This window comes from Alterinioella sp. B-7, assembly GCF_056857775.1.
This window is the reverse complement of the sequence record NZ_JBSXNT010000032.1, coordinates 79,961-105,189: the sequence shown is the minus strand read 5'-3', so window position 1 is coordinate 105,189 and position 25,229 is coordinate 79,961. Positions and strand designations below refer to the sequence as shown.

General features: G+C 65.8%; 20 protein-coding genes and 1 tRNA gene. 10 read left to right on the top strand and 11 right to left on the bottom strand.

Annotated elements, in window-relative coordinates:
- The first annotated feature begins 3 nt into the window (after positions 1-3).
- The 3 genes from AC13C7_RS10200 (at position 4) to AC13C7_RS10190 (ending at position 3,348) form a co-directional block, all read left to right on the top strand.
- Complete coding sequence (locus tag AC13C7_RS10200) at positions 4-1,329, top strand: NAD(P)/FAD-dependent oxidoreductase (RefSeq protein ID WP_482867396.1); 1,326 nt, start codon at positions 4-6, stop codon at positions 1,327-1,329.
- 3 nt (positions 1,330-1,332) lie between these two features.
- Positions 1,333-2,049, top strand: coding sequence for a type 1 glutamine amidotransferase (locus AC13C7_RS10195; protein WP_172317056.1), 717 nt, complete (start codon positions 1,333-1,335; stop codon positions 2,047-2,049).
- Positions 2,050-2,139: 90 nt separating this feature from the next.
- The gene (locus AC13C7_RS10190; protein ID WP_482867395.1) at positions 2,140-3,348 is read left to right on the top strand and encodes an acyl-CoA dehydrogenase; all 1,209 of its coding nucleotides are present in this window, start codon (positions 2,140-2,142) and stop codon (positions 3,346-3,348) included.
- Positions 3,349-3,441: 93 nt separating this feature from the next.
- Here the strand turns inward: AC13C7_RS10190 and AC13C7_RS10185 are convergent, their stop codons facing one another.
- The 9 genes from AC13C7_RS10185 to AC13C7_RS10145 form a co-directional block, all read right to left on the bottom strand.
- Positions 3,442-5,043 carry a GMC family oxidoreductase gene (locus AC13C7_RS10185; RefSeq protein ID WP_482867394.1) on the bottom strand — a complete coding sequence of 534 codons (1,602 nt, stop codon included), beginning with the start codon at positions 5,041-5,043 and terminating at the stop codon, positions 3,442-3,444.
- A 7-nt stretch (positions 5,044-5,050) separates the two neighbouring features.
- On the bottom strand, positions 5,051-6,031 hold the full coding sequence (locus AC13C7_RS10180) for a C45 family autoproteolytic acyltransferase/hydrolase (RefSeq protein ID WP_482867393.1): 981 nt from the start codon (positions 6,029-6,031) through the stop codon (positions 5,051-5,053).
- A 13-nt stretch (positions 6,032-6,044) separates the two neighbouring features.
- Complete coding sequence (locus tag AC13C7_RS10175; protein ID WP_172317064.1) at positions 6,045-7,505, bottom strand: biotin carboxylase; 1,461 nt, start codon at positions 7,503-7,505, stop codon at positions 6,045-6,047.
- A gap of 20 nt (positions 7,506-7,525) precedes the next feature.
- Positions 7,526-10,279, bottom strand: coding sequence for an aminotransferase class I/II-fold pyridoxal phosphate-dependent enzyme (locus tag AC13C7_RS10170; protein ID WP_482867392.1), 2,754 nt, complete (start codon positions 10,277-10,279; stop codon positions 7,526-7,528).
- Positions 10,280-10,347: 68 nt separating this feature from the next.
- Positions 10,348-11,322 carry a carbon-nitrogen hydrolase family protein gene (locus AC13C7_RS10165; protein WP_482867391.1) on the bottom strand — a complete coding sequence of 325 codons (975 nt, stop codon included), beginning with the start codon at positions 11,320-11,322 and terminating at the stop codon, positions 10,348-10,350.
- Between the two features lie 354 nt (positions 11,323-11,676).
- Positions 11,677-11,763, bottom strand: a tRNA-Leu gene (locus AC13C7_RS10160).
- 52 nt (positions 11,764-11,815) lie between these two features.
- The gene (gene metG, locus AC13C7_RS10155) at positions 11,816-13,528 is read right to left on the bottom strand and encodes a methionine--tRNA ligase (protein WP_482867390.1); all 1,713 of its coding nucleotides are present in this window, start codon (positions 13,526-13,528) and stop codon (positions 11,816-11,818) included.
- 143 nt (positions 13,529-13,671) lie between these two features.
- The gene (locus AC13C7_RS10150; protein WP_446170602.1) at positions 13,672-14,547 is read right to left on the bottom strand and encodes a PRC-barrel domain-containing protein; all 876 of its coding nucleotides are present in this window, start codon (positions 14,545-14,547) and stop codon (positions 13,672-13,674) included.
- Positions 14,548-14,700: 153 nt separating this feature from the next.
- Positions 14,701-15,912 (bottom strand): MFS transporter, encoded by a 1,212-nt coding sequence (locus AC13C7_RS10145; RefSeq protein ID WP_172317074.1) that lies wholly within the window; start codon positions 15,910-15,912, stop codon positions 14,701-14,703.
- Positions 15,913-16,123: 211 nt separating this feature from the next.
- Here AC13C7_RS10145 and AC13C7_RS10140 point away from each other — a divergent pair, with 211 nt between their 5' ends.
- Positions 16,124-17,170: an aldo/keto reductase gene (locus AC13C7_RS10140; RefSeq protein WP_172317076.1), complete on the top strand. Its 1,047-nt coding sequence runs from the start codon at positions 16,124-16,126 to the stop codon at positions 17,168-17,170.
- Here the strand turns inward: AC13C7_RS10140 and AC13C7_RS10135 are convergent.
- The gene (locus AC13C7_RS10135; RefSeq protein WP_172317078.1) at positions 17,164-18,129 is read right to left on the bottom strand and encodes a GlxA family transcriptional regulator; all 966 of its coding nucleotides are present in this window, start codon (positions 18,127-18,129) and stop codon (positions 17,164-17,166) included. The two genes, AC13C7_RS10140 and AC13C7_RS10135, sit on opposite strands and share 7 nt — an antisense overlap.
- A gap of 78 nt (positions 18,130-18,207) precedes the next feature.
- Here AC13C7_RS10135 and AC13C7_RS10130 point away from each other — a divergent pair, with 78 nt between their 5' ends.
- From AC13C7_RS10130 to AC13C7_RS10120, 3 genes are read left to right on the top strand one after another with little or no spacing between them, the layout of a single operon-like run.
- The gene (locus AC13C7_RS10130; RefSeq protein WP_172317080.1) at positions 18,208-19,119 is read left to right on the top strand and encodes a beta-keto acid cleavage family enzyme; all 912 of its coding nucleotides are present in this window, start codon (positions 18,208-18,210) and stop codon (positions 19,117-19,119) included.
- Positions 19,116-19,892 (top strand): SDR family oxidoreductase, encoded by a 777-nt coding sequence (locus AC13C7_RS10125; protein WP_446118596.1) that lies wholly within the window; start codon positions 19,116-19,118, stop codon positions 19,890-19,892. Before AC13C7_RS10130 ends, AC13C7_RS10125 begins: the two co-directional genes overlap by 4 nt.
- 1 nt (position 19,893) lies before the next feature.
- Complete coding sequence (locus tag AC13C7_RS10120) at positions 19,894-21,339, top strand: carnitine 3-dehydrogenase (protein WP_482867389.1); 1,446 nt, start codon at positions 19,894-19,896, stop codon at positions 21,337-21,339.
- A 135-nt stretch (positions 21,340-21,474) separates the two neighbouring features.
- Here AC13C7_RS10120 and AC13C7_RS10115 read toward each other — a convergent pair whose 3' ends face one another.
- On the bottom strand, positions 21,475-22,332 hold the full coding sequence (locus AC13C7_RS10115; protein ID WP_482867388.1) for a helix-turn-helix domain-containing protein: 858 nt from the start codon (positions 22,330-22,332) through the stop codon (positions 21,475-21,477).
- Between the two features lie 141 nt (positions 22,333-22,473).
- Between AC13C7_RS10115 and AC13C7_RS10110 the strand changes: the two genes are divergently transcribed.
- Genes AC13C7_RS10110 through AC13C7_RS10100 form a run of 3 tightly spaced genes read left to right on the top strand, consistent with a single transcriptional unit; the run spans position 22,474 to position 25,229 of the window.
- Positions 22,474-23,358, top strand: coding sequence for a fatty acid desaturase (locus tag AC13C7_RS10110; protein WP_446118590.1), 885 nt, complete (start codon positions 22,474-22,476; stop codon positions 23,356-23,358).
- A gap of 30 nt (positions 23,359-23,388) precedes the next feature.
- Entirely contained in the window at positions 23,389-24,303 is a 915-nt protein-coding gene (locus AC13C7_RS10105; protein ID WP_482867387.1) for an EamA family transporter, read from the top strand.
- Positions 24,300-25,229, top strand: a complete 930-nt coding sequence (locus AC13C7_RS10100; protein WP_482867386.1) for an AEC family transporter — start codon at positions 24,300-24,302, stop codon at positions 25,227-25,229. Before AC13C7_RS10105 ends, AC13C7_RS10100 begins: the two co-directional genes overlap by 4 nt.

Genomic DNA, 25,229 nt, shown 5'->3' with positions numbered 1-25,229 from the left:
CTCATGCGCGTTTACGAAGACATGGCCTATGGCCCCGCGCCGATTGCAGAATGTTTTTGGCGCGAGACGGTCGCGGACATCCCGCAGCATGGCCCCCTGGAAGGGTCCGCGCGCGCCGATGTGGCGGTGATCGGCGCGGGCTATACCGGCCTCAACGCCGCGCTGGCGCTGGCCGAGGCAGGGCGCGACGTGGTGGTGCTGGAGGCCGAACAGCCGGGATGGGGGGCGTCGGGGCGCAATGGCGGGTTCTGCTGTCTCGGCGGGGCCAAGGCGGGACCGGACAAGATCAGGGCGCTGGCCGGCGAGGATGGCGCGCGCGACTACGCCCGTGCCGAACGCGCGGCGGTGGATCATGTGGCGGGGCTGCTGGAGGCGCACGGGATCGAGGCCGACACCCATTCGCAAGGCGAGACCCTGCTGGCGCACCGGGCGCGCGACGTGACCGGGTTGCACGAGGTGGCCGAGCGGATGCGGCACTGGCAGGGGGTGGAGTCGCGTTTCATCCCGAGGGAGGCACTGGCCGAGCATGGCCTTGCCAGCCCCGAGTTCCACGGCGCGCTGACGACGCCGATCGGCTTCGCGCTCAACCCGATGTCATATATGCTTGGTCTGGCCCGGGCGGCGGTGCGCGCGGGCGTGCGGCTCTTCGGGGCCTCCGCCCTCATCGCCCTGACCCATGACGGCGATTATGTCCTGCGCACCGAACGGGGCGAGCTGCGGGCCAAGCAGGTGATCTTCGCCACCAACGGTTACAGCCGCGATGACCTGCCGGGCTGGTTCGCGGGCCGCTACCTGCCGGTGCAATCCAATATTCTTGTCACGCGACCCCTGAGCGATGCGGAGCTGTCCGCGCAAGGCTGGACCAGTCCTCAGATGTGCTATGACACACGCCACCTGCTGCATTATTTCCGCCTGATGCCCGACAAGCGGATGCTCTTCGGCCTGCGCGGGGCGATGCGCACGACGCAAGCCAGCCACGCCGCCACCCGCGCCACCGCGCGCGCCGATTTCGAGCGGATGTTCCCCGAATGGCGTCACGTCGAGACGCCGCATTTCTGGTCCGGCCTGCTTGCCCTCGCGCGCGACCTCATGCCCTTTGCCGGACCCGTTCCGGGGATGGAGGGGGCCTATGGCGCGATGTGTTACCACGGCAACGGGGTGGCGATGGGCAGCTATGCGGGGCGGCTGCTTGCGGCACAGATCACCGGCGACGGCCCCGCGACACCGGCGGCGATGCTGAGGCCGCTCAAACGCTTTGAACTCGGCCGCTTTCGGCGGCTGGTGCTGCCGGTCGCCTACCGGCTATACGGGCTACAGGATCGAGGATAGATCATGGCAAAAACTCCCATCATCGGCGTTCTGGAAACCGGTCGCCCGCCCGAGGAACTGGCCGATTATGGCGACTACCCCGGAATGGTCGCCGATTGGCTTGGGCGTGACGGTGTGACCTATCGCAGTTACGCGGTGCTGAAGGGCGTGTTGCCCGACGCGCCGGAGGAGGCGGATCTCTGGGTGATCACGGGATCGAAATTCGGCGCTTACGAGGACCACGACTGGATCCCGCCTCTGGAGGAGTTCATCCGCGCCGCGCGCGACGCGGGCCGCCCCATGGTGGGCATCTGTTTCGGCCACCAGATCATGGCGCAGGCGCTTGGCGGGGTGGTGCGCAAATCCTCGAAAGGGTGGGGGCTCGGCATCCATGATTACGGCCCGCTCAACTGGCCCGAGGCGCTCGGGGAAGAACCTGCGAAGCTGTCGCTGCAAGCCTACCACCAGGACCAGGTCGAGGTGGCACCTCCGGGGGCCGAGGCCATCGCCTCGACCGCCTTCTGCCCCTATGGCGCGCTCTGGTATCCCGGCTTCGCCATCACCGTGCAGGGCCATCCTGAGTTCTCGAAACCCTACGCCTCGGCGCTTCTGGATGCGCGCAAGGGCAGCGTGCTGGACCCCGCCGAGGTGGAGGACGCGCAAGATACCATGACGCGTGCTGACACCCGTGCCGACCTCGCCCGCCTGATCCGCCGCGTGTTCCTGCCCGAGGCGGGCTGATCCGATCCGGCAATTTGCCGGGATCGTCCAAATTGCAAGACACCACCGCCTGTGCCATTCCAGGACGCGACCCAACCGAAAGACGATGACATGACGCTGAAAGCCAAAGACGCCCCCGATCTGGGATCCTTCACCTGGGACGATCCGTTCCTCTTGGAGGCGCAACTGACCGAGGAAGAACGGATGCTGCGCGACGCGGCGACGGAGTTCGCGCAATCCAAGCTGCAACCCCGCGTGATCGACGCCTATGCCAGGGAAACCGTCGCGCCCGAGATCTTCCCCGAGATGGGGCAGGCGGGCCTGCTTGGCGCGACCCTGCCCGAGGAATATGGCGGGCTTGGCGCGGGATATGTCACCTACGGGCTGATCGCGCGCGAGGTGGAGCGCGTGGACAGCGGCTATCGCTCGATGATGTCGGTGCAGTCCTCCCTCGTGATCTACCCGATCTATGCCTATGGGTCCGAGGAGCAGCGCCAGAAATACCTGCCGGGCCTGTGTGACGGCTCGCTGATCGGCTGTTTCGGGCTGACGGAACCCGATGCAGGCTCGGACCCCGGCGGCATGAAGACGCGGGCCGAGAAGACGGAAGGCGGCTATCGCCTGTCGGGCTCCAAGATGTGGATCTCCAACGCGCCGATTGCCGATGTCTTCGTGGTCTGGGCCAAGTCGGATGCGCATGACGGCAAGATCCGGGGCTTCGTTCTGGAGAAGGGCCTGAAGGGCCTTTCCGCGCCCAAGATCGGTGGGAAGCAGAGCCTGCGTGCGAGCGTCACGGGTGAGATCGTGATGGATGGGGTTGAGGTCGGGGAAGACGCGCTGCTGCCCAATGTGGAGGGGCTGAAAGGCCCGTTCGGCTGCCTCAACCGGGCGCGCTACGGCATTGCCTGGGGCGTGATGGGCGCGGCCGAGTTCTGCTGGCATGGCGCGCGGCAATACGGGCTGGACCGCAAGCAGTTCAGGAAACCGCTGGCACAGACGCAGCTTTTCCAGAAGAAGCTGGCCGATATGCAGACCGAGATCACGTTGGGGTTGCAGGCGGCATTGAGGGTGGGGCGGCTGATGGACGAGGCGCGCGCCGCGCCCGAGATGATCAGCCTGATCAAGCGCAACAATTGCGGCAAGGCACTGGAGATCGCGCGCATGGCCCGCGACATGCATGGCGGCAACGGGATCTCCGAGGAGTTCCAGGTGATCCGCCACATGATGAACCTTGAGACGGTGAACACCTACGAGGGCACGCATGACGTTCACGCGCTGATCCTGGGGCGGGCGCAGACGGGGTTGCAGGCGTTTTTCTGATCGGTGTCGCCGCTTGCGCGGCGACCGGCGGGGGGACGCTGTCCCCCCGCACCCCCCTGGGATATTTTCAGAACAAAGAAGTGGGGCGCGGGATCAGTCGTTCGAGGTGATCATTTGCGCGGCCTTTTCGGCAATCATCACCACGGGCGCGTTGGTGTTGCCCGAGGTGATCGTCGGCATGACCGACGCATCGACCACGCGCAGCCCGTCGATGCCCCGGACGCGCAGTTCCGGGTCCACCACGGCGCGGTCATCGGTGCCCATGCGGGCGGTGCCGACCGGGTGGAAGATGGTGGTGCCGATCTGGCCCGCCGCCTCGATCAGCTCCGCATCCGTGGAGAACGCCGCGCCGGGCCGCAATTCCTCGGGCCGGTAGCGCGCCAGCGGGGCCTGCCTGACGATCTCCCGCGTCAGCCGGATCGCGCGGGCGGCGACCTGCCGGTCGGCTTCCGTCGACAGGTAATTCGGCGCAATCGCGGGGTGGACGTCAGCGTGGGGCGAGGCCAGCCGCACGGTGCCGCGACTGGTCGGGCGCAGGTGGCAGACCGAGGCCGTGAAGGCCGGGAACGGGTCCAGGTCGCCGCCGAAGGCCGCGAGGCTGAGCGGCTGGACATGGTATTCCAGGTCGGGCGTCTCGACCTCCGGCCCTGACCGGGCGAAGGCGCCAAGCTGCGACGGCGCCATCGACATCGGGCCGGAGCGCCTCAGCGCGTATTCCAGCGCGATCCCCGCCTTGCCGCGCCATGTGGAGGAGAGCTGGTTCAGCGTCACCACGCCCTCGACCCGGTAGGCGCAGCGCAGTTGCAGATGATCTTGCAGGTTGGCCCCGAGATCGGGGATTTCGCGCGCCACCTCTATCCCCATCCCCGCCAGATGCGCGCCGGGGCCGAGCCCCGAGAGCATCATCAGTTTCGGCGAGTTGATCGCGCCTGCCGACAGGATCACGTCGCGCCGCGCCGACGCCTGCGCGGGCTGGCCGTTCTTGCGGAACCGCACGCCCGTGGCGCGCGGGCCGTCGAGGATCAGCCGCTCGGCCTCGGCCCCGGTGATCACATTCAGGTTGCGCCGCCCCTTCGCGGGTTTCAGGAAGGCGCTGGCCAGCGACCAGCGCCAGCCGCGCCGCTGGTTGACCTGGAAATAGCCGACGCCCTCATTGTTGCCGGTGTTGAAATCCGCGGTCTTCGGAATGCCCGCCGCCTCGGCCGCATCGGCGAAGGCATCGAGGATCTCCCAGGACAGGCGCGGCTCCTCCACCCGCCAATTGCCACCCGCGCCGTGGATCTCGCTTGCGCCCCGGAAATGGTCCTGCGACTTGCGGAAGAGGGGCAGCACATCCTCCCACCCCCAGCCCACATTGCCCATCTGCCGCCACAGGTCGTAATCGCGCGCCTGTCCGCGCATGTAGATCATGCCGTTGATCGAGGAGCAGCCGCCCAGAACCCGGCCACGCGGGTAGAGGATCGACCGCCCGCCAAGCCCCGGCTCGGCCTCTGTCCGGTACATCCAGTCGGTGCGCGGGTTGCCGATGCAATAGAGGTAGCCCACCGGGATCCTGGTCCAGATGTAATTGTCCTTGCCCCCCGCCTCCAGCAGCAGGACGCGGGTGGCGGGGTCTTCCGACAGGCGGTTGGCCAGCACGCACCCGGCCGAGCCCGCGCCGACGATGATGTAGTCGAATATGCCATGGTCGATCATGCGGGCGTCACACCGCGTGTTCGGGCGTGATGATCTGCCGCGCGCCGTCCTGGAAATCCTTCAGGCTCAACTCCCACCGTGCCCTTGGCCAATGGACCTCGAGCGTCTGTTTCCGGGGCCGGTAGACCGCCGTGTAGAGCGTGCCGAAGCCCTGCGTGAAGGCCGTGGAATAGAGCGGCGGGCGCAGGAACGCCTTGATGAATTTCTCCTGCGGTTCGACATGCAGGGTCAGGCGTTGCAGCAAGAAGCGCTCGCGTTCCACCGTGGCCGTGAACCGCGCGTGGCTGGCCCATTCGACGCGTTCCTGGTGGTTGGTCGCGACCGCCGCGCCGGTGATCAGGGTGGCGCGGTCGGGGGCCATCAGCGCGGTCAGGTAGCGGCGTTGGGCATCGACCACGGTGACGTTGTAGCTCATATGCGTGGGCACGCGGCGCAGGACCTCGCCCGCCTCCTTCGCGGTCTCGCAGGTCTGCAACACGTAGCGCAGGATCAGCGGCACGCCGAACCCGTCGCCCACGACCCGGCGGCCGCCGAAGGTCAGCGACACCGCAAGCCCCGCATCGTTGATGCCATCGACCAGCCCCCAGAGCCCGTCACTTGTCCCCATCACGCGCCGCCCCTGCCAGGCTGTGTGCAGGATCAGGCTGTCGAAGGCGTGGGGGGAATAGTCGTAATTGCGCACCAGCATCGGTTCGGCGCCGGGCCAGATCGCCTGACTGCACCCAGACAGATAGGGTGGCGGGCAGTAGAAAGACAGGAAGCGCGCCGCGTGATCGGTGCCGCCCGCCAACTCGCAGAGCCGGTCATAAAGCGGCGTCATCTCCGGCATATGCGCCTTGAGGGCCTTAACGCTGTCCCAGTATCCGGGGCGCGCCTCGGCCCCTTCCCGGACCCACCAGCGATGGTAGTCGGGCCAGTATTCGTGAAACAACCCGGCCCAGATGGGGCCGGGTTCGCTTTCCGATATGGCGCGCCAGTTCAGTTGCATGCCTTGCCGGGGGCTACATGATCTTGAAAGCCGGGTCCGCCAGCGCAGGCCCCGCCTCGGCCACCGGCAGCGGGCGGCCATCGACACCCTGCTTGATGCCGTGAATCCAGCGCTTGGCCCGTTCGGTCAGCTTGAAGCCCTGCGTCATCGACCGCCCGCGCGTCACGACGATGCCGATATCGGCCCCCTCGTAGCGGTAATCGCCCGGTTGCAGGATGCGCAGGAAAAACGCCTCGTTCTCGCTTTCGACGGCGCGGCGGTGATAGTCGAACCGGTCGAAACTGATGCTGCCATCCTCGTTCATCTTGTAGATTCCGGTCTCGGGCACCTGAGTGGCGATGTCGACAGTGTCGTCGGTGTGCTTGATCACCATCTGGCTCCAGCTGTCGATCATGTTCGGATCGGCCCAACGCTGGTTCAATTCCTCCACGTCGAGGTTGAATTTCTTCTTCGAGAACTCCAGCAGGTGAAACAGGAAAAGCGGCGCATCGGCATGGGCGAAGGCCGCGTGATTGGTCATCGAGGACGCGCCGGTGATGCGCGGGTTCAATTCGCCAAGCCAGATGTCGTTGGTCTTCTTGTCGATCAGGAAATCCAGCTCGAAATAGCCGCGATAGCCTTCCTTGCGCAGTTGTTCACCGAATTTGAAGGTCAGCTCGCGCGCCTTCTGACGGACCTTGGGCGGGAAGGCGGTCGAGAAAATCTCGTTGCCGCACCAGCCGCCGCGATAGGGGGTCAGCTCCTTGAAGCCGACAAGCTCGGTCATCAGCGGGCCGACGATGGTGCCTTCCTTGGTGGCGCAGGCCTCGATCGCCGAGCCGCGGCAGTCGATCCGCTTCATGATCTTGATCTCGCCCTCGCCGACGATCTCATGCGCGTGGCGGCGGAAATCGGCCTCGGACTTGATGAAGAAGGTGGTGTGGCCGCTGTCGCCGAAGGCCGATTGCAGCACCAGGTCATGACCGATCCCGGCCTTTTCGCAGGTCTTCCTGAGGTCCTCGTAATCCTTGACCTCGGCCAGCACGTTGGGCACCGAGGGCACGCCCGCCTTGTTACCGATGCGCACGGTCTCGATCTTGTTGTCCATCGACTGGCGCAGCTTGGCCTTGGGAAACCACACATCCGCGCCCAGTTCCTTTGACAGGCGCTCGGTCTCCTCGTCGAACATCAGGAAGACGAATTTCGGCTTGCCGCCGCGCCGCTTGATCAGGTCGATGACCTCCTTGTGCTGCAACAGGTAGTTGTTGATATCCTCGATCGACTGGAATTCGGCATGGGGCTGTTCCGAGGGGCAGAACACGTTGGGATGCTTGCCGCCATAGCAGTCGATATAGCAGATATACTTGAAGTTCTTGCACCACTCATCCAACCCCAACAGGTTGAAATTGGTCGCCGAGATGAAGTAGATCGGATCCTCGTTGCGGTGAAAGTGGCGCCGGATCTCTGACATGTTGTTCAGGCTGGCTTTGGCCATGATATTTCTCCCTCTTGGTCCTATTTGTGACGCGCGTCGTTCAGCTTCAGACGCGCCGCATTGGTCCTGGCCTGCTGTTTCAGGGCCTTCTGGGTGAACACGCGCAGCCCCAGATCGTCGCGGTAGCCGTGGATCTCGCTGACATCCAGCGCGCGCATGAAAGACAGGATCTCCTTGCTGACCACCTGTCCCGGCACCAGGATCGGAAATCCGGGCGGGTAGGGGATGATGAACGAGGCCGAGACCACGTCATCGCCGCTTTCCATTGCCTCCTTGATCGAGCCGTCCAGTTCCAGGTAATCGCAATTCTTCTCGTCATAACTGAGGAAGAAGGCCGATCTTATGTCGCCTTCGCTGGTCACCTGGTCGGTGCGGAAGGCATCGTGGAAGCGGCTGAAATCGGGCAGCGGCGGCAGGTCGTGCATGAGGTTCGAGACGCGCTTTTCAAAGCCGCGTTTCTCCATCATCGACGCATCGTCCAGAAGCTCGTCCAGTTCCTTGGCGATCTCGACCAGCACCTCGATCAGGTAGGCCACCGATGAGCGCGTGGTGCCGATATTGGTCATGAACAACACGGTATTGCGCGAGGTCTTGTTGATCTGGATGCCGTATTTATCCATCAGGATATCGGTCTTGAACGTATCGCCGTCCCAACCGGTCCCGCCGACGGCCAGCGTCACGCGGGTGGCATCGAGGACAAACTCGTCCTTTTCCCAGCAATCCCAGATATCGGTCCAGCCCTGTTCGGGGTCATAATAGCTGGTGACCCCGCTTTCGCGGTAGGCTTCGGGGATCATGTCGCCCGCCGCCAGAACCTTGAAGTATTTCTTCAGCAGCGGATGGGTCGAGATGGCCCGGCGCATCGCCATCGCGGCCTCGACCTGGCGCTGGACGAATTCGAAACCTTCAAGCTCCACTTGCCGTCGGCCCACGTCGAGACTGGCGATGATCTGGTAATTGGGCGAGGTCGAGGTATGGGTCATGTAGGCCTCGTGGAAACTCGCCTCCACCTCGCCCTTGAAGTCCTGGTCGTTGACATGGATCATCGAGCCTTGGCGCAGCGAAGTCAGTGTCTTGTGGGTCGATTGCGTCGCATAGACCCGGACCCGTGCCCCCGGCGGCGGCAGAAGCCGCGTCGAAAGCAGCGCCTCCTCGTCGGCATCCTTCAACTCTTCTTGCTGCGCCGCGTAGGCGGTGGCGTGGTCCTCGGTGCGGAGGCGCTCGCGCAGGGTGTTGGCCGCGTTCATCGCGGTGCGCTGCCGGTAGGTGGGCCCGAAGCGCGCGAAGGCGAACCAGGCCTCGTCCCAGAGAAAGACGAGGTCGGGCTTGATCGCCAGACATTCCTCCATCATCCGTTCGACATTGTAGACGATGCCGTCGAAAGTGCAGTTGGTCAGGAGCAGCATCCGCACCCGGTCCAGCTTGCCCGCCGCCTTCAATTGCAACAGCTGATGCTTGATCTCGCGCAGCGGCACCGCGCCATACATCGAGTATTCATTGAGCGGATAGCTGTCGAGATAGACCACCTGCGCGCCCGCCAGCACCATGCCGTAATGGTGCGATTTGTGGCAATCGCGGTCGACCAGCACGATATCGCCGGGGCGCACCAGCGCCTGCACCACGATCTTGTTGCAGGTCGAGGTGCCGTTGGTGGCGAAATAGGTCTGTTTCGACCCAAATGCCCGGCTGGCCAGTTCCTGCGCCTCCTTGATGGGGCCGTGCGGCTCCAGCAGGCTGTCGAGCCCTCCGCTGGTGGCCGAGGTCTCCGCCAGGAAGATGTTGGGGCCGTAGAAGGCGCCCATGTCCTGGATCCAGTGCGAGCGGCTGATCGACTTGCCGCGGCTGATCGGCATGGCGTGAAACACGCCGGTCGGCTGCTTGGAATATTCGACAAGCGCGGTGAAGAACGGCGTCTTGTTGCGGGCCTGAACGCCGCGCAGGATGTTCAGGTGCAGTTCCAGGAAATCCTCCTGATTGTAGAACACGCGCCGGCAGATACCGAGGTCCAGCCCCGCGATATCCTCGACCGACCGATCGGTGACAAGGTAGGCGTCAAGCTCGGGGCGCACCCTGGCGATGAGGCGGCACAGCTCGGGCCCGTAATCCTCGGGGCTGAGCGCCTCGATCATGTTGATCCCGCCCGCCCGGTTCAGGTAGCGGGTCAGGATGGACAGTTCGATCTTGGATTCCATGATCAGGCCGGGGCGGACCACGATGGCCTGGATGTTGTGGTTGAACAGAACCCCGATCAGGGCGTCCTGCAAACTGGGCACGACGACCGTTTCGTAGTGAAACGGGTCTTCCATGCGGCGCATCCGGGCAAAGTTGCTTTTCAGCCAGCGTTCCTGATGCTCGTTGACATCATCGACGATCATCACCTCGAAATAGGGCTTGGCCAGCGCGCGCGCCTCCAGCGACTGGATCGCCTCATCCTCGTGATCGTCGGTTTCCGTGCCACGTTCCAGCGGCACATGGCGGCGGCGATAGGCCCCGGTGGCCAGCCCGCGTGCCACGCGCTGGATGGCATAGGCCGCGTCCTGGTAGTTCTGATGCTCGAACTGGCGCCGGATGTGGTCGAAGGCCTGCACACCGGGAAAGGCCCAGTAAGCCTCGATCGGGGCGAGCGAGTCGAAGAGCGTGTTGATCTTCTTGATCTGTGCCTCGGAGCCCTTGGCCTTGCCCGCGCGCGTGAGGGCCACCGAGGCCTCCCGCAGGGCGCTCCACCGATCCGATCTCAGTTGGATGGCGGAATAGTAGTCACTCATCGACTGCATGTCTTGGCCTCGCTGTTTTGCAACGGACGAGGCTCTCATAGTGACAACTTGCAGCGTCAGGTCAACAGCTAGCCCTGTTTGACGGGATCGAACTGTTCCTGATGGTCGTTGGGATGACTGCGCCGTGCGTAGGGTTCAATCGGCTTGGCCGAGGTGCCGCCCTCATCCAGCAAGATGCCCGCGCGCGAACCCTGGCGGGGGGTTTCCAGCGGTCCCAACCGGTGCAGGTAGGCGTCGGTTCCGCTGCTGCGGTCATAGACCGGGAAATCGGTCGAGCGGTCGCGGAAGCTTTTCAGAACCTGGCCCAGGCCCTTCATGCCGGTTTCGCGCTGACGGCGCACCTGGTTGAGGTCCAGCTCCAGCGGGAACATGTCCTCCTGGCCTGCGGACTGGTGCAGCACCGTGGCCGACGGGTCGATGACGCAGGAGCGCCCGACGCCGCCCGCGCCCAACCCGTTCACATCGACCACGTAGCACTGGAACTGCGCCGCCGTGGCGCGCGCGATGGCCAGCTCCGCGTCGCGGTCGGTGGTGCCGGTCAGGACCGGGTGCAGCAGAACCTCGACGCCCTGGCTGGTCAGTTGCCGCGTGGTTTCGGGGAACCAGATGTCATAGCAGATCGACAGGCCGAACCGACCCACATCCGGCACGTCGAAGACGCAGAACCCGGTGCCCGCCTCGACGCCCGCCTCGTAGGGGCGGAAAGGAAACATCTTGCGGTAGGTGGCGACGGTCTCGCCCTGCGGGTTCAGCACGGTCGAGGTGTTGTAGACAAGCCCTTCGTCGGTGCGCTCGAACATCGAGCCGGGGATGAGCCAGATATTGTGCTTGATCGCGGCCTCGCGGAAGCGGTCGATGGCGTCGTTGTGCAGGGGCAGGGCCGTCCGCGTCAGGGGGCCGAACGGGGCCAGTTCGCTGAACAGCACCATCTGCGTCCAGGGAAAGCGCGCCATGAGGACGTCGAGGCGATGGATCATGCCGTCGACATTGGGTTGCAATGCATTGACATACATCTGCACACCGGCAACTGCGAATGGCGTCATTTCGGGAGGTCTCCGCGAGTGGTCAGAAAATCGAGGCGCAGACTAGCCGCATTTGGCCGCGATGGCCAACGGGGGCTGTCCGACGCCCGAGGATCACGGCACATAAGGCCAGATCGGGGCGGCTGCAATCGCAAAGCGGCGGCGGCGGCGCGTCAGCACGAAAAGGTGAGGGATGCTGTCGTGTTCTTGCAACGATTGCGGGGTTGAGGGCGGCCCGTCGACGGGCCGCGGATGCGCTCGGTCGACCGAGCGCCCGTGCCAGGCCCCACCGTTTCCGGCTTAGCCAAAGGTGCGACTGCGCCTCGGCCGGTCAGGCCGCCCCCTCGGAGGCGCCGCGCGCCGTGAGGCAAGACGTGGTGCGGGCGGCGGGACTCGAACCCGCACGGGGGCAACCCCCTTCAGATTTTAAGTCTGATATGTCTACCATTCCATCACGCCCGCAAGCGCCCCGACGCTACCCCGCGCAGCCCGCGCTGAACAAGGGCAAAGCCCGTCAGCCGCGCTGGCCCGCGAATTTTTCCTGCCAGCCCTCGCGCGCCTCGTCGGTGATCTTGGCGAAGAGCACGTCGGGCACCGTGAAGCCGTGTCCCGCAGGCAGCGCCGCCAGCGCCTCGCCGACCGTGTCGGGCCAGTCCGCGCCTGCCGCCCCCATCGCCTCCAGCATCGCCGCCGACGCGTCCGGGATGAAAGGCTCGGACAACACCGCATAAAGCCGGATCAGGTTCAGCGACAGCCGCACGATGGCCGCCGCGCGGTCGGGATCCTCCTTGTAGGCGGCCCAGGGGGCGGCGGCTTGCAGGTATTCGTTGCCCGCCACCCAGATCGCGCGCAGCTCGGCGGCGGATTTGCGGACCTCCATCGCCTCCATATGGGCCTGGTAGGCATCGACGCGGCCCTGCAGCTCGGCCACCAGCGCGACCTCGGCATCGCCGTATTCGCCGCCCTCGGGCACCACCTCGCCGAACTTGGAGCGGCAGAACTTGGTCACGCGGCTGACGAAATTGCCAAGCACATCGGCCAGATCCTTGTTCACGCTGGCCTGGAAGTTTTCCCAGGTGAACTCGCTGTCGCTGCTTTCGGGCGCATGGGACAAGAGCCACCAGCGCCAGTAATCGGCGGGCAGGATCTCCAGCGCCTGGTCCATGAAGACGCCGCGGCCCTGGGAGGTCGAGAACTGGCCCCCGTCATAATTGAGGTAATTGAACGACTTGATGTAATCGACCAGCTTCCAGGGCTCGCCCGAGCCCATGATCGTGGCGGGAAAGCTCAGCGTGTGGAAGGGCACGTTGTCCTTGCCCATGAACTGGACGTAACGGACATCCTCGGCGCCCTTGTCCTCGCGCCACCAGCGTTCCCAGTCGTCGCCTTTGCCCGCATCGACCCATTCGGCGGCGCAGGCGATGTATTCGATGGGGGCGTCGAACCAGACATAGAAGACCTTGCCCTCCATCCCCGGCCACTCCGCCTCGCCCTTCTTGACGGGAATGCCCCAGTCGAGGTCGCGGGTGATGCCCCGGTCGCGCAGCCCGTCGCCATCGTTGAGCCATTTCCTGGCGATCGAGGTGGTCAGGATCGGCCAGTCGGTCTTGCTGTCGATCCAGTCGTTCAATTGCCCGCGCATTTCGGACTGGCGCAGGTAGAGGTGCTTGGTCTCGCGCACTTCCAGGTCGGTGGAGCCCGAGATCGCGCTGCGCGGGTCGATCAGGTCGGTGGGGTCCAACTGCTTGGTGCAGTTCTCGCATTGATCGCCGCGCGCGCGGTCATAGCCGCAATTCGGGCAGGTGCCCTCGATATAGCGATCCGGCAGGAAGCGTTTGTCGGCATGGGAATAGACCTGTTCCTCGCTCACCTCGCGGATCAGCCCGGCCTCGGCCAGGCGTCCCGCGAAATGCTGCGTCAGCTTGTGGTTCTGCGGGCTGGAGGAGCGACCGAAATGGTCGAAGCTCAGCCGGAACCCGTCGGACAGATCCTTCTGCACCTGCCACATCTCGGCGCAATATTCCGCGACCGGTTTCCCGGCCTTGGCGGCGGCAAGTTCGGCGGGGGTGCCGTGTTCATCGGTGGCGCAGAGAAACAGCACTTCGTGGCCGCGCTGGCGCATGTAGCGTGCGAAAAGGTCGGCGGGCAGTTGGCTGCCGACCAGGTTGCCCAGATGCTTGATCCCGTTGATGTAGGGGATCGCCGAGGTGATGAGGATACGTGTCATCTTGTGCGGGTGCCCGTCTTCTTGTTGCGCCGCCCCCCTCGTAGCGGATCGGCAGGGCAAGGACTAGGGGGCGCGGGCAGGCGGCAAGAAGGGGGCCGGTGTCGCCACCGGCCCCCCCTCGGGTGCTTCAGCATGGGAAGAGCTTAGCCTTCGTATTCGGGCTGCTGTTCAAGCGCCTCCTGCGTCGAGTCGATATAGACGCGCAGGGTGCCGTCCTCGTCCGAGCGCACGATCTGCAACTCGTCCAGGGTCACGGCGATGCGGTGCTCGCCCAGGCCCAGGAAGCCGCCGATATCCAGCACGGCGCGTTCGATCTGGCCATCCTCCGAAACGATCAGCGAATGGATCTCGCCGACATCTTCGTCGTCGGACCCGTAGACGCTGGTGCCGGTCAGGTCTTCCGCCGTCAACTCGTCGCGCGGCGCTTCGGTAAAGCCCTCGCGCTCGGCCATGGGCCGCGTCAGCATCGGACGGTTCTCGGTCATCGGCACGGTCTCTTCTTCCGTGGCGTCGGGCATCGCTTCCTCGTCCGACTCGGCCATGTCGGTGTCGTCGGACTGGTCTTCTTCGGCCATATCAAGCGCGTCGCCGGCAAATTCGTATTCCGGCGAATCCTGGACACCCGCGGCGCTGGCGTTCACCACGAGGAAGAAGTCGTCGCCTTCGCCGTCTTCCGCGACAAAGCGGATCTGGTCCATGGAGACGGCGGCGTCACGCTCGCCCATGCCCAGGAAACCGCCGACGCCGATGATCACGGCCTCGACATCGCCGTCGCGGGTCAGCACAATCTCGTTGATTTCGCCGATATCGTCCCATTCGGTCTCGCCGCCCTCGGCGACGCTCATGCCGTCTTCAATCGACTCCTCGGTGGCATAGACGCGCATCCCGATAAGTTCGGAGGCGTTGAGGTTGCGTTCGGCATCAAAAGTCAGGTCCGAGAACGCGCCGGTATGGGCTGCGCCATAGGCGCTGGTGCCGATGACAAGGGCGGTCGCGGTCGTAAGCAAGAAGCGTTTCATGTCTTGTCCTTTCGTTACTCATCAAGCTCGCTGATGCTTGGACAACTCAACGAATGGGCGATGCGTTCCCGGCAGGGTCGCAAGAATATTTTTCCGAAGTGATGGAACAAAACCCGGCTTTGCGTAACGCCTGAAAGGAACAGGCAAACCGCCTCATTTCATGCGGAAAATGCGCCCGACACTGAAGCTGGTGCGCGGGATCCAGACATAGCGCGTGCGGGTTCCCGAGGTGCCCCGGCGGCGCATCCGGATCAGCCCGAACACCACCAGCACAAGATGCGCGACCGAGATGAAGACGAAAAGCGCGCCGGGCCCAAAGAGGGTGATCAGGTTCGAGGTCAGAAGCGGCGCGACAATCGCCCCGAGCGCGAAGAAGAACATCAGCGCGGCAGAAAGCTCCACCCGCTCGTGATCCTCGGCCCAGTCATGCGCATGGGCCGCCGAGACCGAATAGATCGGCATCGTCACCAGCCCGAAGGTGAAGGCCGCCAGCATCACCGCCGTGGTGCCCATATCCGATGTCGTGATGGTCACGATACAGGCGGGCAGGGCAGCCAGCGACAGCCAGATCAGTATCCATCGGCGGTCATAGCGATCCGCCAGCCAGCCCACCGGGACCTGCGCCAGCGCGCCGCCAAGGACGAAGGCGGCCAGGAAGAACGCGATCTGTTCGGGGCGCAGGCCAACCTCGGCCCCGTAGAGCGGCCCGACCATGCGGAAGGACGCCGAGGAGACAGCGGCCACCATCACGCCCGCAACCGCCAAGGGCGACCGCCTCCAGGCCAGACCGGGGCGCAGGCGCGGCGCCGAGGGCGTCTCGGGCTCGGTCGTCTTGGTCAGCGTCAGCGGCAGCAGCGCGGCGCAGCTCAGGATCGCGAGCAGATTGTAGGAAACGTAATGGGCGGGTTCCAGGATGCCGATGAAAAGCTGCGCGACCAGCGATCCGATCATGTCCACCATCCGGTAGCTGCCCATCATCCGCCCGCGCGTCTCGTTCGTGACCTTGGCCTGCAACCAGGCCTCGGCCACGGTGTAGCAGCCCGCCACCGACAGCCCCGAGGCGACCCGCATCAAGGCCCAGGCCGTGGCATCCACGATCAGCATATGCGCCAAGAGGCCAATGGCCCCCGCAGCCGTGAAGGCGGCGAAGGCGCGGCTGTGGCCGACCGTGCCCATCAGGCGCGGCGCGAACCAGCAGCCGATGAAGAAGCCGAGGAAATGGGCCGAGCCGAGCAGGCCGATCTGGCTGTTGGAAAACCCAAGCTGCGCGCCGGAGAGAACATCCAGCGGGCCGACCCCGCCGGTCGAGATCTGGAGAAGGAAGATCGACAGGAACAGGGCGGCGAAGGAAACGAGAAGGCGCATCGGGGTCCGTGCGAGAGGGGGCTTTCGCACCAAGCTGACCGGGCCGGGCGGGCGGGGCTTGTGCGATTGCGACGGATACTGCGTCGGATTCGGGTCGGGGCACAATGGAAGACGGGCCCTTTCACGGGGCAATCGGTGCCGGGGCCCATCTGCTTGCACCTGCCGCGAACCGCCCTAGGGTGTGGCGCACCTGCCCGGATAAGGAAAAGACATGCGCCGCGTTGCCCTTGGATCGACCAATGAAACCGTTTCGGAACTGTGCCTCGGCACCATGACCTGGGGCACCCAGACCCCGGCAGAGGATGCGTTCCGCCAGATCGACCGCTGCCTTGAGGCCGGGATCACCATCATCGACAGCGCCGAGATGTACCCGGTCAACCCGGTCAGGCCCGAGACCTGCGGCCGCAGCGAGGAGATCATCGGCCAATGGAACGCGGCCAACCCCTCGCGGCGCGGGGCCTATCAGCTCGCCACCAAGATATCCGGCTATAACGAACGCTTCATGCGCCCCGGTGAGCCGATCAGCGCCAGAACCTTCCGCGCCGCCTTCGAGGGCTCTCTGAAACGCTGCCAGACCGATCACATCGACATCTACCAGTTGCACTGGCCCAACCGCGGCTCATACCATTTCCGTCAGAACTGGAGCTATGACCCGTCCACGCAGGACAAGGCGCAGACGCTCGATCACATGGCCGAGGTGCTGGAGGAAGCGGGCAAGCTGGTGCAAGAGGGCAAGCTGCGCCATTTCGCGCTGTCGAACGAATCCACCTGGGGCACCGCGCAATGGCTGCGGCTCTCCGAGGATCGCAACCTGCCGCGCGTGCAAACTGTGCAGAACGAATACTCGCTGCTCTGCCGCGCCTATGACACCGACATGGCGGAAATGGCGGTGAACGAGCGCGTGACGCTTCTGGCCTTCTCGCCGCTGGCCTGCGGGATGCTGACCGGGAAATACCAGGGCGGCGACGTGCCCGAGGGCTCGCGCCGGTCGCTGGTGCCGGAGCTTGGCGGGCGCTGGTCCGACCGGGTGGGGCCCGCGATCGACGCCTATCTGGGGATTGCCGAGACGCACGGGCTTGACCCTGTGGCCATGTCGCTGGCCTGGATCCAGACCCGGCCTTTCCCGGTCTCGACCATCTTCGGCGCGACAACCGAGGCGCAACTTGACCGCATCCTGCCCTCGGTCGACCTGAGCCTCAGCCAGGAGGTGCTGGACGACATCGCCGCCGCGCACCGCGCCCATCCCATGCCCTACTGACGCTCTGCCCGCAGGGCCGAGATCGACTGCCCATGCGCCCGCCGAAAGGCGCGGGCCAGTGTCGAGGGGCCGGAAAACCCCGTGCGCAGCGCGATCTCCTGCACGGATAGCCCGGTATCCAGCGCCAGCCTGCGCGCCTCGCTGAGGCGCAGCCGCAGGAAGAACGTGCCGGGGGCGGTGTCCAGATGCTGGCGGAACAGCATCTCCAGCCGCCGCGCCGACAGCCCTTGTGCGCGGGCGATGGCGGCGATGCTGGGCGGTTCCTCCATCTCGGCCTCCATCAGCGCGATGGCGCGGGCCACGGGGGGCGCGAGGCTGGCAAGACGCGCCTGAGAAACCAGGCGCTGCGGGCTCGGCCGGTCCTCGGGGTCATAAAGCAGCGCGTTGGCGACCTGACCGGCAAGCTCCGCCCCGTGATGCTTGCGGATCAGGTGCAGCATCAGGTCGAGGCAGGGCGCGGCCCCGCCCGTGGTCAGCGCGGGGCCGTCGATGACAAAGCGGTCGCGGCTCGGGGTGAGGTCTGGAAAGGCGGCGGCGAACGCCTCCAGGTCTTCCCAATGCGTGGTCGCGTGGCGGCCATTGAGCAGCCCCGCCCGCGCCAGCACCCAGGGCCCGCCATCGACACCGCAATAGGTGATGCCGCGCGCGCGCAACTGCCGCAGCCAGGCGCGCAGGGCAGGGGTGGCATGGGCGTCCAGGCGGAAGCCCGCGACCAGGATCAGCAGGTCCATATCGGCATGCAGCGGCAGCGGGTCGGATTGCAGCGTGATACCGGTGGTCAGCGTCACGTCCCCCCCTTGCGGGCTGAGCACCTGCCAGTCATAGAGGGCCTTGCCCGCCCGCCGGTTCGCGGCCCGGAACGGGTCCAACGCGGCGGCCAGCGACATCAGGTTGCTGTCGGGCAGGAGCAGCAACCCGATGCGGAAGGGCTTTTTCTCAAGGCTTGCGGAATCGGTCATGTCCGTTTCGTATATCGCAAGGCGAAGGGCTGCAATCTGGCCTTTGATGGGCGCGACTCATCACGAAGGAGACCGCCCATGCCCATGACCCCCACGCGCGACGTATTCATCACCTGCGCCATCACCGGATCGGGCGGCACCCAGGACCGGTCGCCGCATGTGCCGCGCAGCCCCGAGGAGATCGCGAATAGCGCCATCGCCGCCGCGCGCGCCGGGGCCGCCATCGTCCATTGCCATGTGCGCGACCCCGAAACCGGCGTGCCGAGCCGCGACCCGAAGCTCTACCGCGAGGTCACAGACCGCATCCGCGCCGCCGATATCGACATGGTCTTGAACCTGACGGCGGGCATGGGCGGCGACCTGGTGCTTGGCGGCGTGGAGCAGCCGCTGCCCACGGGTGACGGCACCGATATGGTGGGGGCGTCGGAACGCCTCGCGCATGTCCTCGAATGCCGCCCCGAGATCTGCACGCTCGATTGCGGCACGATGAATTTCGCCGAGGCCGATTACGTCATGGTCAACACGCCCGGCATGCTGCGCGCCATGGGCAAGATGATCACCGAGGCGGGCGTGCGCCCCGAGATCGAGGCCTTCGACACCGGCCACCTGTGGTTCGCCAAGCAACTGGTCGAGGAGGGCGTGCTGGACGCCCCCGCGCTGGTGCAGCTTTGCATGGGCGTGCCCTGGGGGGCACCCGATGACCTCAATACGCTGATGGCGATGGTCAACAATGTGCCGGATGACTGGACCTTCTCGGCCTTCGCACTGGGACGCAACCAGATGAACATGGTCGCGGCCTCGGTTCTGGCGGGCGGCCATGTGCGCGTCGGGCTGGAGGATAACCTGTGGCTGGAAAAGGGCGTGTTGGCGACGAATGAACAACTGGTGGACCGCGCGCGCGGCATCGTCGAGCGCATGGGCGCGCGGGTCGTCGGCCCGGACCAGGTGCGCAAGCGGCTTGGCCTGGTGAAGCGGGATCCGGTCGGATGAAGGGGCTGTCCGGCGCCCGTGTATTGATCACGGCGGGCGCGGCGGGGATCGGCCGGGTGATGGCCGAGCGGTTCCAGGCGGAAGGTGCGCGGGTCGCGGTCTGCGATGTGGACGCGGGCGCCGTGGCGGATATGCAGGCCGCCAACCCCGGCATCCTGGCCCGCGTCGCCGATGTGACGGAGGAGGGCGCGGTCGATGCGTTCTTCGACGAGGTGCTGGCCGCGTTTGGCGGGCTCGACGTGGTGGCCGCGAATGCCGGGATCGGCGGGCCTGCGGGCGCGATCGAGGATCTGACGCTTGGCGGGTGGAAAGACACGCTTGCCGTCAATCTCGACGGGGCCTTCCTGACCTGCCGCCGCGCGGCCCCGGTTCTGAAGGCGCAGGGGGCGGGGCTGCTTCTGCTGACCTCATCGACCGCCGGTCTCTTCGGTTATCCCTACCGCGCGCCTTACGCAGTGGCGAAATGGGGTATCATCGGGCTGATGAAGACGCTGGCGATGGAACTGGGCCCCTCCGGCGTAAGGGTCAATGCGCTCTGCCCCGGTGCGGTCAGCGGGCCCCGCATGGACCGGGTGGTCGCCAACGAGGCCAGGGCGCGCGGTGTCGGCGAGGACGAGATCCGGCAGCTCTACGTCAAGGGCGTGTCGATGAAGACCTGGGTGGAGGCCGATGACATCGCCGATATGGCGCTGTTCCTGGCCTCCGACATGGGGCGCAGGGTGTCAGGCCAGGCGATGGCCGTGGACGGGCATACGGAAACGATTGGAGATTAGGATGGCACGGGTTGCGGCAATCTTGGGCGGTGGCGTCATCGGCGGCGGATGGGCGGCGCGGTTCCTTCTCATGGGGTGGGATGTGCGGGTGTTTGACCCGGCGCCCACGGCGCAAGAGTCGCTTAGCGCCATGTTGGAGCGCGCCCGCGCGGCGCTGCCCGCGCTCTATGACGTGGCGCTGCCCGGGGAGGGGCGGTTGAGCTTCCATCCCACGATCAGCGAGGCCGTGGCGGGGGCGGAATGGATCCAGGAAAGCGTGCCGGAACGGCTGGAGTTGAAGCGCAAGCTCTACAGCCAGGTGCAGGCGGTCTGCGACGCGAACGCGGTAATCGGCTCCTCCACCTCGGGCTTCACCCCGTCCGAATTGCAGGGCTGCGCCACGCGGCCCGGGCAGATCGTCGTCACGCACCCGTTCAACCCGGTCTACCTGTTGCCGCTGGTGGAACTTGTCGGCTCTGGGAAGACCGATCCGGTCCTTCTGGACAAGGCGGAAGACGTGCTGCGCAGCGTCGGCATGTTCCCCTTGCGCGTGCGCGCCGAGATCCCCGCCCATATCGCCGACCGGTTTCTTGAAGCCGTCTGGCGCGAGGCGCTGTGGCTGGTCAAGGATGGCGTGGCCACGACCGAGGAGATCGACGACGCGATCCGCATGGGGTTCGGCCTCAGGTGGGGGCAGATGGGCCTCTTCGAGACCTACCGCGTGGCGGGCGGCCCGGCGGGGATGCGGCATTTCATCGAGCAATTCGGCCCGACGCTGACATGGCCCTGGACCAGGCTGATGGATGTGCCGGAGCTGACCGAGGAGTTGATCGACAGGATCGCCGACCAATCCGACGCGCAATCGGGGCATCTGAGCATCGCCGAGCTGGAGACCTTGCGCGATGGCAACCTGATCGGCATGATGCGCAGCCTGAAAGCACGCCGCGCCGCCGTGGGGGCGGTGCTGGCTGCGCATGAGGCGACGATCACGCCCGAGGCCCCGGACCTGATGGTGCCGATGCAGACGCTGGACCGTTTGGTGCCGACCGATTGGGTCGATTACAACAATCACATGAACGAGGCGCGCTACCTGACCGCGATTTCCGAAGCCTGCGACCGGTTCCTGCTATGGGTCGGGGTGACGCCGGACTATATCGCCTCGGGCGGCAGCTGGTTCACGGTGGAAAACCACATCCGGCATCTGGGCGAGGTTCGGATCGGCGCGCGTATCCGGGCGGTGACGCAGGTGCTGGACGCGGCGGGCAAGCGGCTGCGCCTGTTCCATTCGCTCTATTGCGGCGACGATCTGGTGGCGACGGGCGAGCAGATGCTCCTGCATGTGAGCCTGGAGACCCGCCGCGCCGCGGCGCCGCCGCCGGAGATGGCCGATCTGATCGCGTGCATCGCCGCGGCGCATGACGCATTCGGTCTGCCCGAGCGCGCGGGCGGCGCGATCGGCGCGCGGTAGACCTCGGTCGGCCGAGCGCGGATGCGGCCCGTCGACGGGCCGCGTGGCCCCCGGGGCTGGCGGTGGCGAGACGGATCGGATGGTGCGCGCGGGGCAGGCGTTGCGCCGGTGAGTATTTGGACCAAGAAGATGGGATCAGGGGATCTCGGCCCGCAAGGTTGCCAGGAAGTCGGGGATGTCGCGGGCCGACAGGCTGGCTTCGCGCACCAGACCGTCGAAATTGCGCGTCACGGCCTGCACCCGGTCGCGGTCGCGGAAGGCGACGTAGTAGCGGCCGAGATAGATCGCCGCCAGCTTGGGGCCGAAGACGGTGATCGGCGCGGAATAGATCCGGCGCGCATCATAGAGCACCAGCCGCAGCGTCGGGTAGAGCTGGTCATAGACCTGGCGCAGCCAGTCGATCTGTTCGCGGCGGGCGGCGGGCGCGAGCCCCTCGAAATAGCCCGCTCCCCTGGCGAAGGTGGTCAGGCGGTGCACCGGCAAAGCGATTTCGTAATCGCAATCGGTGCTGCGCATCCAGTCATAGCGCGCACTGGCCGCGGCGATGGCCTGACCCGCCGACTTGCCGGTCGCATCGCCATATTCCCATTCCATCACCGCATGCGTCTTGAGCATGTCGGGCAGGGTCGCGGGGACGTGGCGGATCTTGTAGCCCGCCGCCTCGCGGTGCCAGTCGAAGATGCGGTCGTCGCCGGTGCCGGCGCGCTCGGCATCGGCCATTGTCGTCGCCAGCAGGCTGCCGGTGCGTTCGGCCCTGTCGGAGAGGCCGAGGAGCCAGTCCGCCGAGACCTCCAGTGCCTGCGCACAGCCCGCGACGAGGTGGCCGCCGGGCATCCGCGCATCCTCGGAGGTCAGCAATTGCGTCACGGTCGAACGGTCGACCCCGGTGGCGCGCGCCAGCCCGGCGCGGCTGACCCCCGCCATCTGCAACGCGCTGGCGAGGCGGGTGCGGAAGAGGGTGGCGCGGTCCGATTTGCTGATAATTTCATACATTGTTTGATATTATCACCAAAGTTGGCGAATTGAAGAGTAAATTCGGACTGCCCGATACCCGTTCCGGTTGTTAGGTAGAGGGCAGCACGGGGCCGGGACAGCCTCGCTGCATCATTGAAATTGTTGAAGGAACGGGTGCCGATGCGTGTCGAATGGCCGACTCTGGGATTGATTGCTTGTGGATATCTTGCCTGGGGGCTGGCGCTGTTCTGGTTGCCGGACGTCTGGCTGCCACTGGCCATCGCGGGGGCGGTCCTGGCGATCACGCTGCATTCGTCGCTGCAACATGAGGTGCTGCATGGCCATCCCTTTCCGGGGCGCCGTGCCTTGGGCGAGGCGCTGGTCTATCCGTCTCTGAACCTCGTCATCCCCTATGCGCGGTTTCGCGACACGCATCTGGCACATCACTTCGACAGCAACCTGACCGATCCCTATGACGACCCCGAAAGCAACTACCAGGATCCGCGCGTCTGGCGGCGCTTGCCGCGCGTGGTGCAAGCGGTGCTGCGGATCAACAACACGCTGCTGGGGCGGATCGTGATCGGGCCGGCACTTGGCCAGATCACCTTCATGGCGGGCGACCTGAGGGCAATCCTGCGCGGCGACCGGGTGGTGTTGCGCGCCTGGCTCGGGCAGGGGGTCGTCACCGGGGCGATCCTGGGGCTGGTCGCGGTCTCGCCCATGCCGATCTGGGCCTATCTGCTGGCGGCATATCTGGGGCTTGGCGTGCTGAAGATCCGCACCTTCCTGGAGCATCAGGCGCATGAGTTGGTGCGCGGGCGCACGGTGGTGGTCGAGGATCGCGGGCCGCTGGCCTTCCTCTTCCTCAACAACAATTTCCACATCGTCCATCACATGCACCCCAAGATGCCGTGGTATCGCCTGCCGGGGCTCTATTTCGCCAATCGCGAGAAATACCTGACCCGCAATGGCGGCTATCGCTATGCCAGCTACGCCGAGATCTTCCGTCGCCATCTGATCCGCGCCAAGGACACCGTGCCGCATCCGCTGCGCCCGCAGGATTGACGCCCACGTCATTCGGCGCGATGTAGCGCCATGCCCGTCTGGATCGTCGCCTCAATCTTTGCCGCCTTCATGCAGAACCTGCGGTTTCTGCTGCAGCGGCATCTGAAGGTCACGACACTCTCGACGGGCGGCGCGACATGGGCGCGGTTCCTTTATTCGGCGCCGCTGGTGGCGGTTCTGGTGCTGGTCTATGCGGGGGCCAGCGGGCAGGGCTGGCCCGGCACAAATGCGCGGTTCTGGGGTTTCGTGGTGACCGGCGGGCTGGCACAGATGCTGGCCACCGCCTGTGTCGTGGCGCTGTTTGCGCGGCGCAACTTCACCGTCGGCATCACGCTGAAGAAAACCGAGGTGATCCTGACCGCCGGGTTCGGGCTGCTGATCCTGGGCGAGGCGGTCTCAGCCTCCGTCCTGGTGGCCATCGTCGTGGGGTTCGTGGGTGTGCTGCTGCTGTCGGACCCACCCAAGGGCGCGGTGCCGCTGCGCTGGCGGGCCCGGATCTTCAACGCGGCCTCGGGCTATGGCCTCGCCTCGGGCGTCCTCTTCGGTATCTCCGCCGTGGGTTATCGCGGCGCATCCCTGGCGCTGGAGGCGGGCGACGTGATGCTGCGGGCAAGCTTCACGCTGTCGGCGGCGACGGCGGTGCAGACGCTGATCCTCGGGCTCTGGCTGTTCCTGCGTGAGCGCGAGGAGATCGGCAAGGTCGTCGCGTCCTGGCGTGTCTCGGCATTGGTGGGGCTCACCTCGATGGCGGGCTCGCTCGGCTGGTTCATCGCCTTCACGCTGCAAACCGCGGCGCTGGTCAAGGCGGTGGGGCAGGTGGAACTGGTCTTTACCTTCCTCTTCTCGATCTTCTGGCTCAAGGAAAGATCGTCGGGCAAGGAGATCGCGGGCATCGCCCTGATCCTCGTCAGCCTGGGGATCATCATCGCGGGGACGCTGCTGTGAATATCCTGATCTCCATCGCGCCGGTCTTCGTGCTGATCTGTCTTGGCTATGCCTTGCGGCGGGGCGGAATTCCGTCGACGGAATTCTGGAACCTCAACGACCGGCTGGTCTATTTCCTGCTGATGCCGGCGCTGTTCTTCGTCCGCGTCTCGACCGCCGACCTGAGCGGAGGGGGCCTGGGCTGGATGGCGGCGGTGCTTTATGCCGGGTTCTTCACGGCGCTGGCCTTCGGGGTGCTGTCGGGGCGATTGATGCGCATGGATGGGGCCGCGGGCAGTTCTGTCATGCAGGGGGCGGGGCGCTTCAACACATTCATCGCGCTGGCCGTGGCCGAGGCGCTTTACGGGACGCAAGGGTTGCAGATCGCGGTGCTGGCGGCCTCGCTTCTGGTTCCGGTGGTGAACCTGAGCGTGGTCAGCCTGTTCGCCGTCATGGTGCCGCAAGACGGCGCGCGGCCTGTGGTCTCGGCGCTGAAGGGGCTGGCGACGAACCCGTTGATCCTGTCGATCCTGGCGGGGCTTGCGTGGAACATCGCCGGTTTCGGCGAATTGCCGGTGCTGCATGAAAGCCTCACCATACTGGGGGCGGCGGCGCTGCCGATCATGCTGCTTTGCGTCGGCGCGAACCTGAAACTGCGCGGGCTGACGGCGGAGGCGGGTCCGATCCTGGCCTCGGGGATCGGCAAGCTCTTGCTGTTCCCGGCGGTGGTGGCGGGGCTGGCGCTGGCGGTCGGCCTCACGCCGATGCAGGCGCAGGTGGCGCTGATCTACGGCGCGCTGCCGACGGGGGTGGCGGCCTATACGCTGGCGCGTCAGTTGGGGGGCGATGCGCCGCTGATGGCGGCGATGATCACGGTGCAGACGCTGGTGTCGTTCCTGACCATGCCGCTGTGGATCGCATTGGGCGAGGCTTTGTTCCTGCGCTAA

Bases quoted from the DNA above. Each gene is read 5' to 3' on its own strand.
- AC13C7_RS10110 (WP_446118590.1), top strand. From the start codon at position 22,474: ATGCGTGTCGAATGGCCGACTCTGGGATTGATTGCTTGTGGATATCTT.
- AC13C7_RS10190 (WP_482867395.1), top strand. From the start codon at position 2,140: ATGACGCTGAAAGCCAAAGACGCCCCCGATCTGGGATCCTTCACCTGG.
- AC13C7_RS10125 (WP_446118596.1), top strand. From the start codon at position 19,116: ATGAAGGGGCTGTCCGGCGCCCGTGTATTGATCACGGCGGGCGCGGCG.
- AC13C7_RS10150 (WP_446170602.1), bottom strand. From the start codon at position 14,547: ATGAAACGCTTCTTGCTTACGACCGCGACCGCCCTTGTCATCGGCACC.
- AC13C7_RS10115 (WP_482867388.1), bottom strand. From the start codon at position 22,332: ATGTATGAAATTATCAGCAAATCGGACCGCGCCACCCTCTTCCGCACC.
- AC13C7_RS10180 (WP_482867393.1), bottom strand. From the start codon at position 6,031: ATGCAACTGAACTGGCGCGCCATATCGGAAAGCGAACCCGGCCCCATC.
- AC13C7_RS10130 (WP_172317080.1), top strand. From the start codon at position 18,208: ATGCCCATGACCCCCACGCGCGACGTATTCATCACCTGCGCCATCACC.
- AC13C7_RS10120 (WP_482867389.1), top strand. From the start codon at position 19,894: ATGGCACGGGTTGCGGCAATCTTGGGCGGTGGCGTCATCGGCGGCGGA.
- AC13C7_RS10145 (WP_172317074.1), bottom strand. From the start codon at position 15,912: ATGCGCCTTCTCGTTTCCTTCGCCGCCCTGTTCCTGTCGATCTTCCTT.
- AC13C7_RS10200 (WP_482867396.1), top strand. From the start codon at position 4: ATGCGCGTTTACGAAGACATGGCCTATGGCCCCGCGCCGATTGCAGAA.
- AC13C7_RS10175 (WP_172317064.1), bottom strand. From the start codon at position 7,505: ATGGCCAAAGCCAGCCTGAACAACATGTCAGAGATCCGGCGCCACTTT.
- AC13C7_RS10185 (WP_482867394.1), bottom strand. From the start codon at position 5,043: ATGATCGACCATGGCATATTCGACTACATCATCGTCGGCGCGGGCTCG.
- AC13C7_RS10105 (WP_482867387.1), top strand. From the start codon at position 23,389: ATGCCCGTCTGGATCGTCGCCTCAATCTTTGCCGCCTTCATGCAGAAC.
- AC13C7_RS10165 (WP_482867391.1), bottom strand. From the start codon at position 11,322: ATGACGCCATTCGCAGTTGCCGGTGTGCAGATGTATGTCAATGCATTG.
- AC13C7_RS10135 (WP_172317078.1), bottom strand. From the start codon at position 18,129: ATGACCGATTCCGCAAGCCTTGAGAAAAAGCCCTTCCGCATCGGGTTG.
- AC13C7_RS10170 (WP_482867392.1), bottom strand. From the start codon at position 10,279: ATGCAGTCGATGAGTGACTACTATTCCGCCATCCAACTGAGATCGGAT.
- metG (WP_482867390.1), bottom strand. From the start codon at position 13,528: ATGACACGTATCCTCATCACCTCGGCGATCCCCTACATCAACGGGATC.
- AC13C7_RS10195 (WP_172317056.1), top strand. From the start codon at position 1,333: ATGGCAAAAACTCCCATCATCGGCGTTCTGGAAACCGGTCGCCCGCCC.
- AC13C7_RS10140 (WP_172317076.1), top strand. From the start codon at position 16,124: ATGCGCCGCGTTGCCCTTGGATCGACCAATGAAACCGTTTCGGAACTG.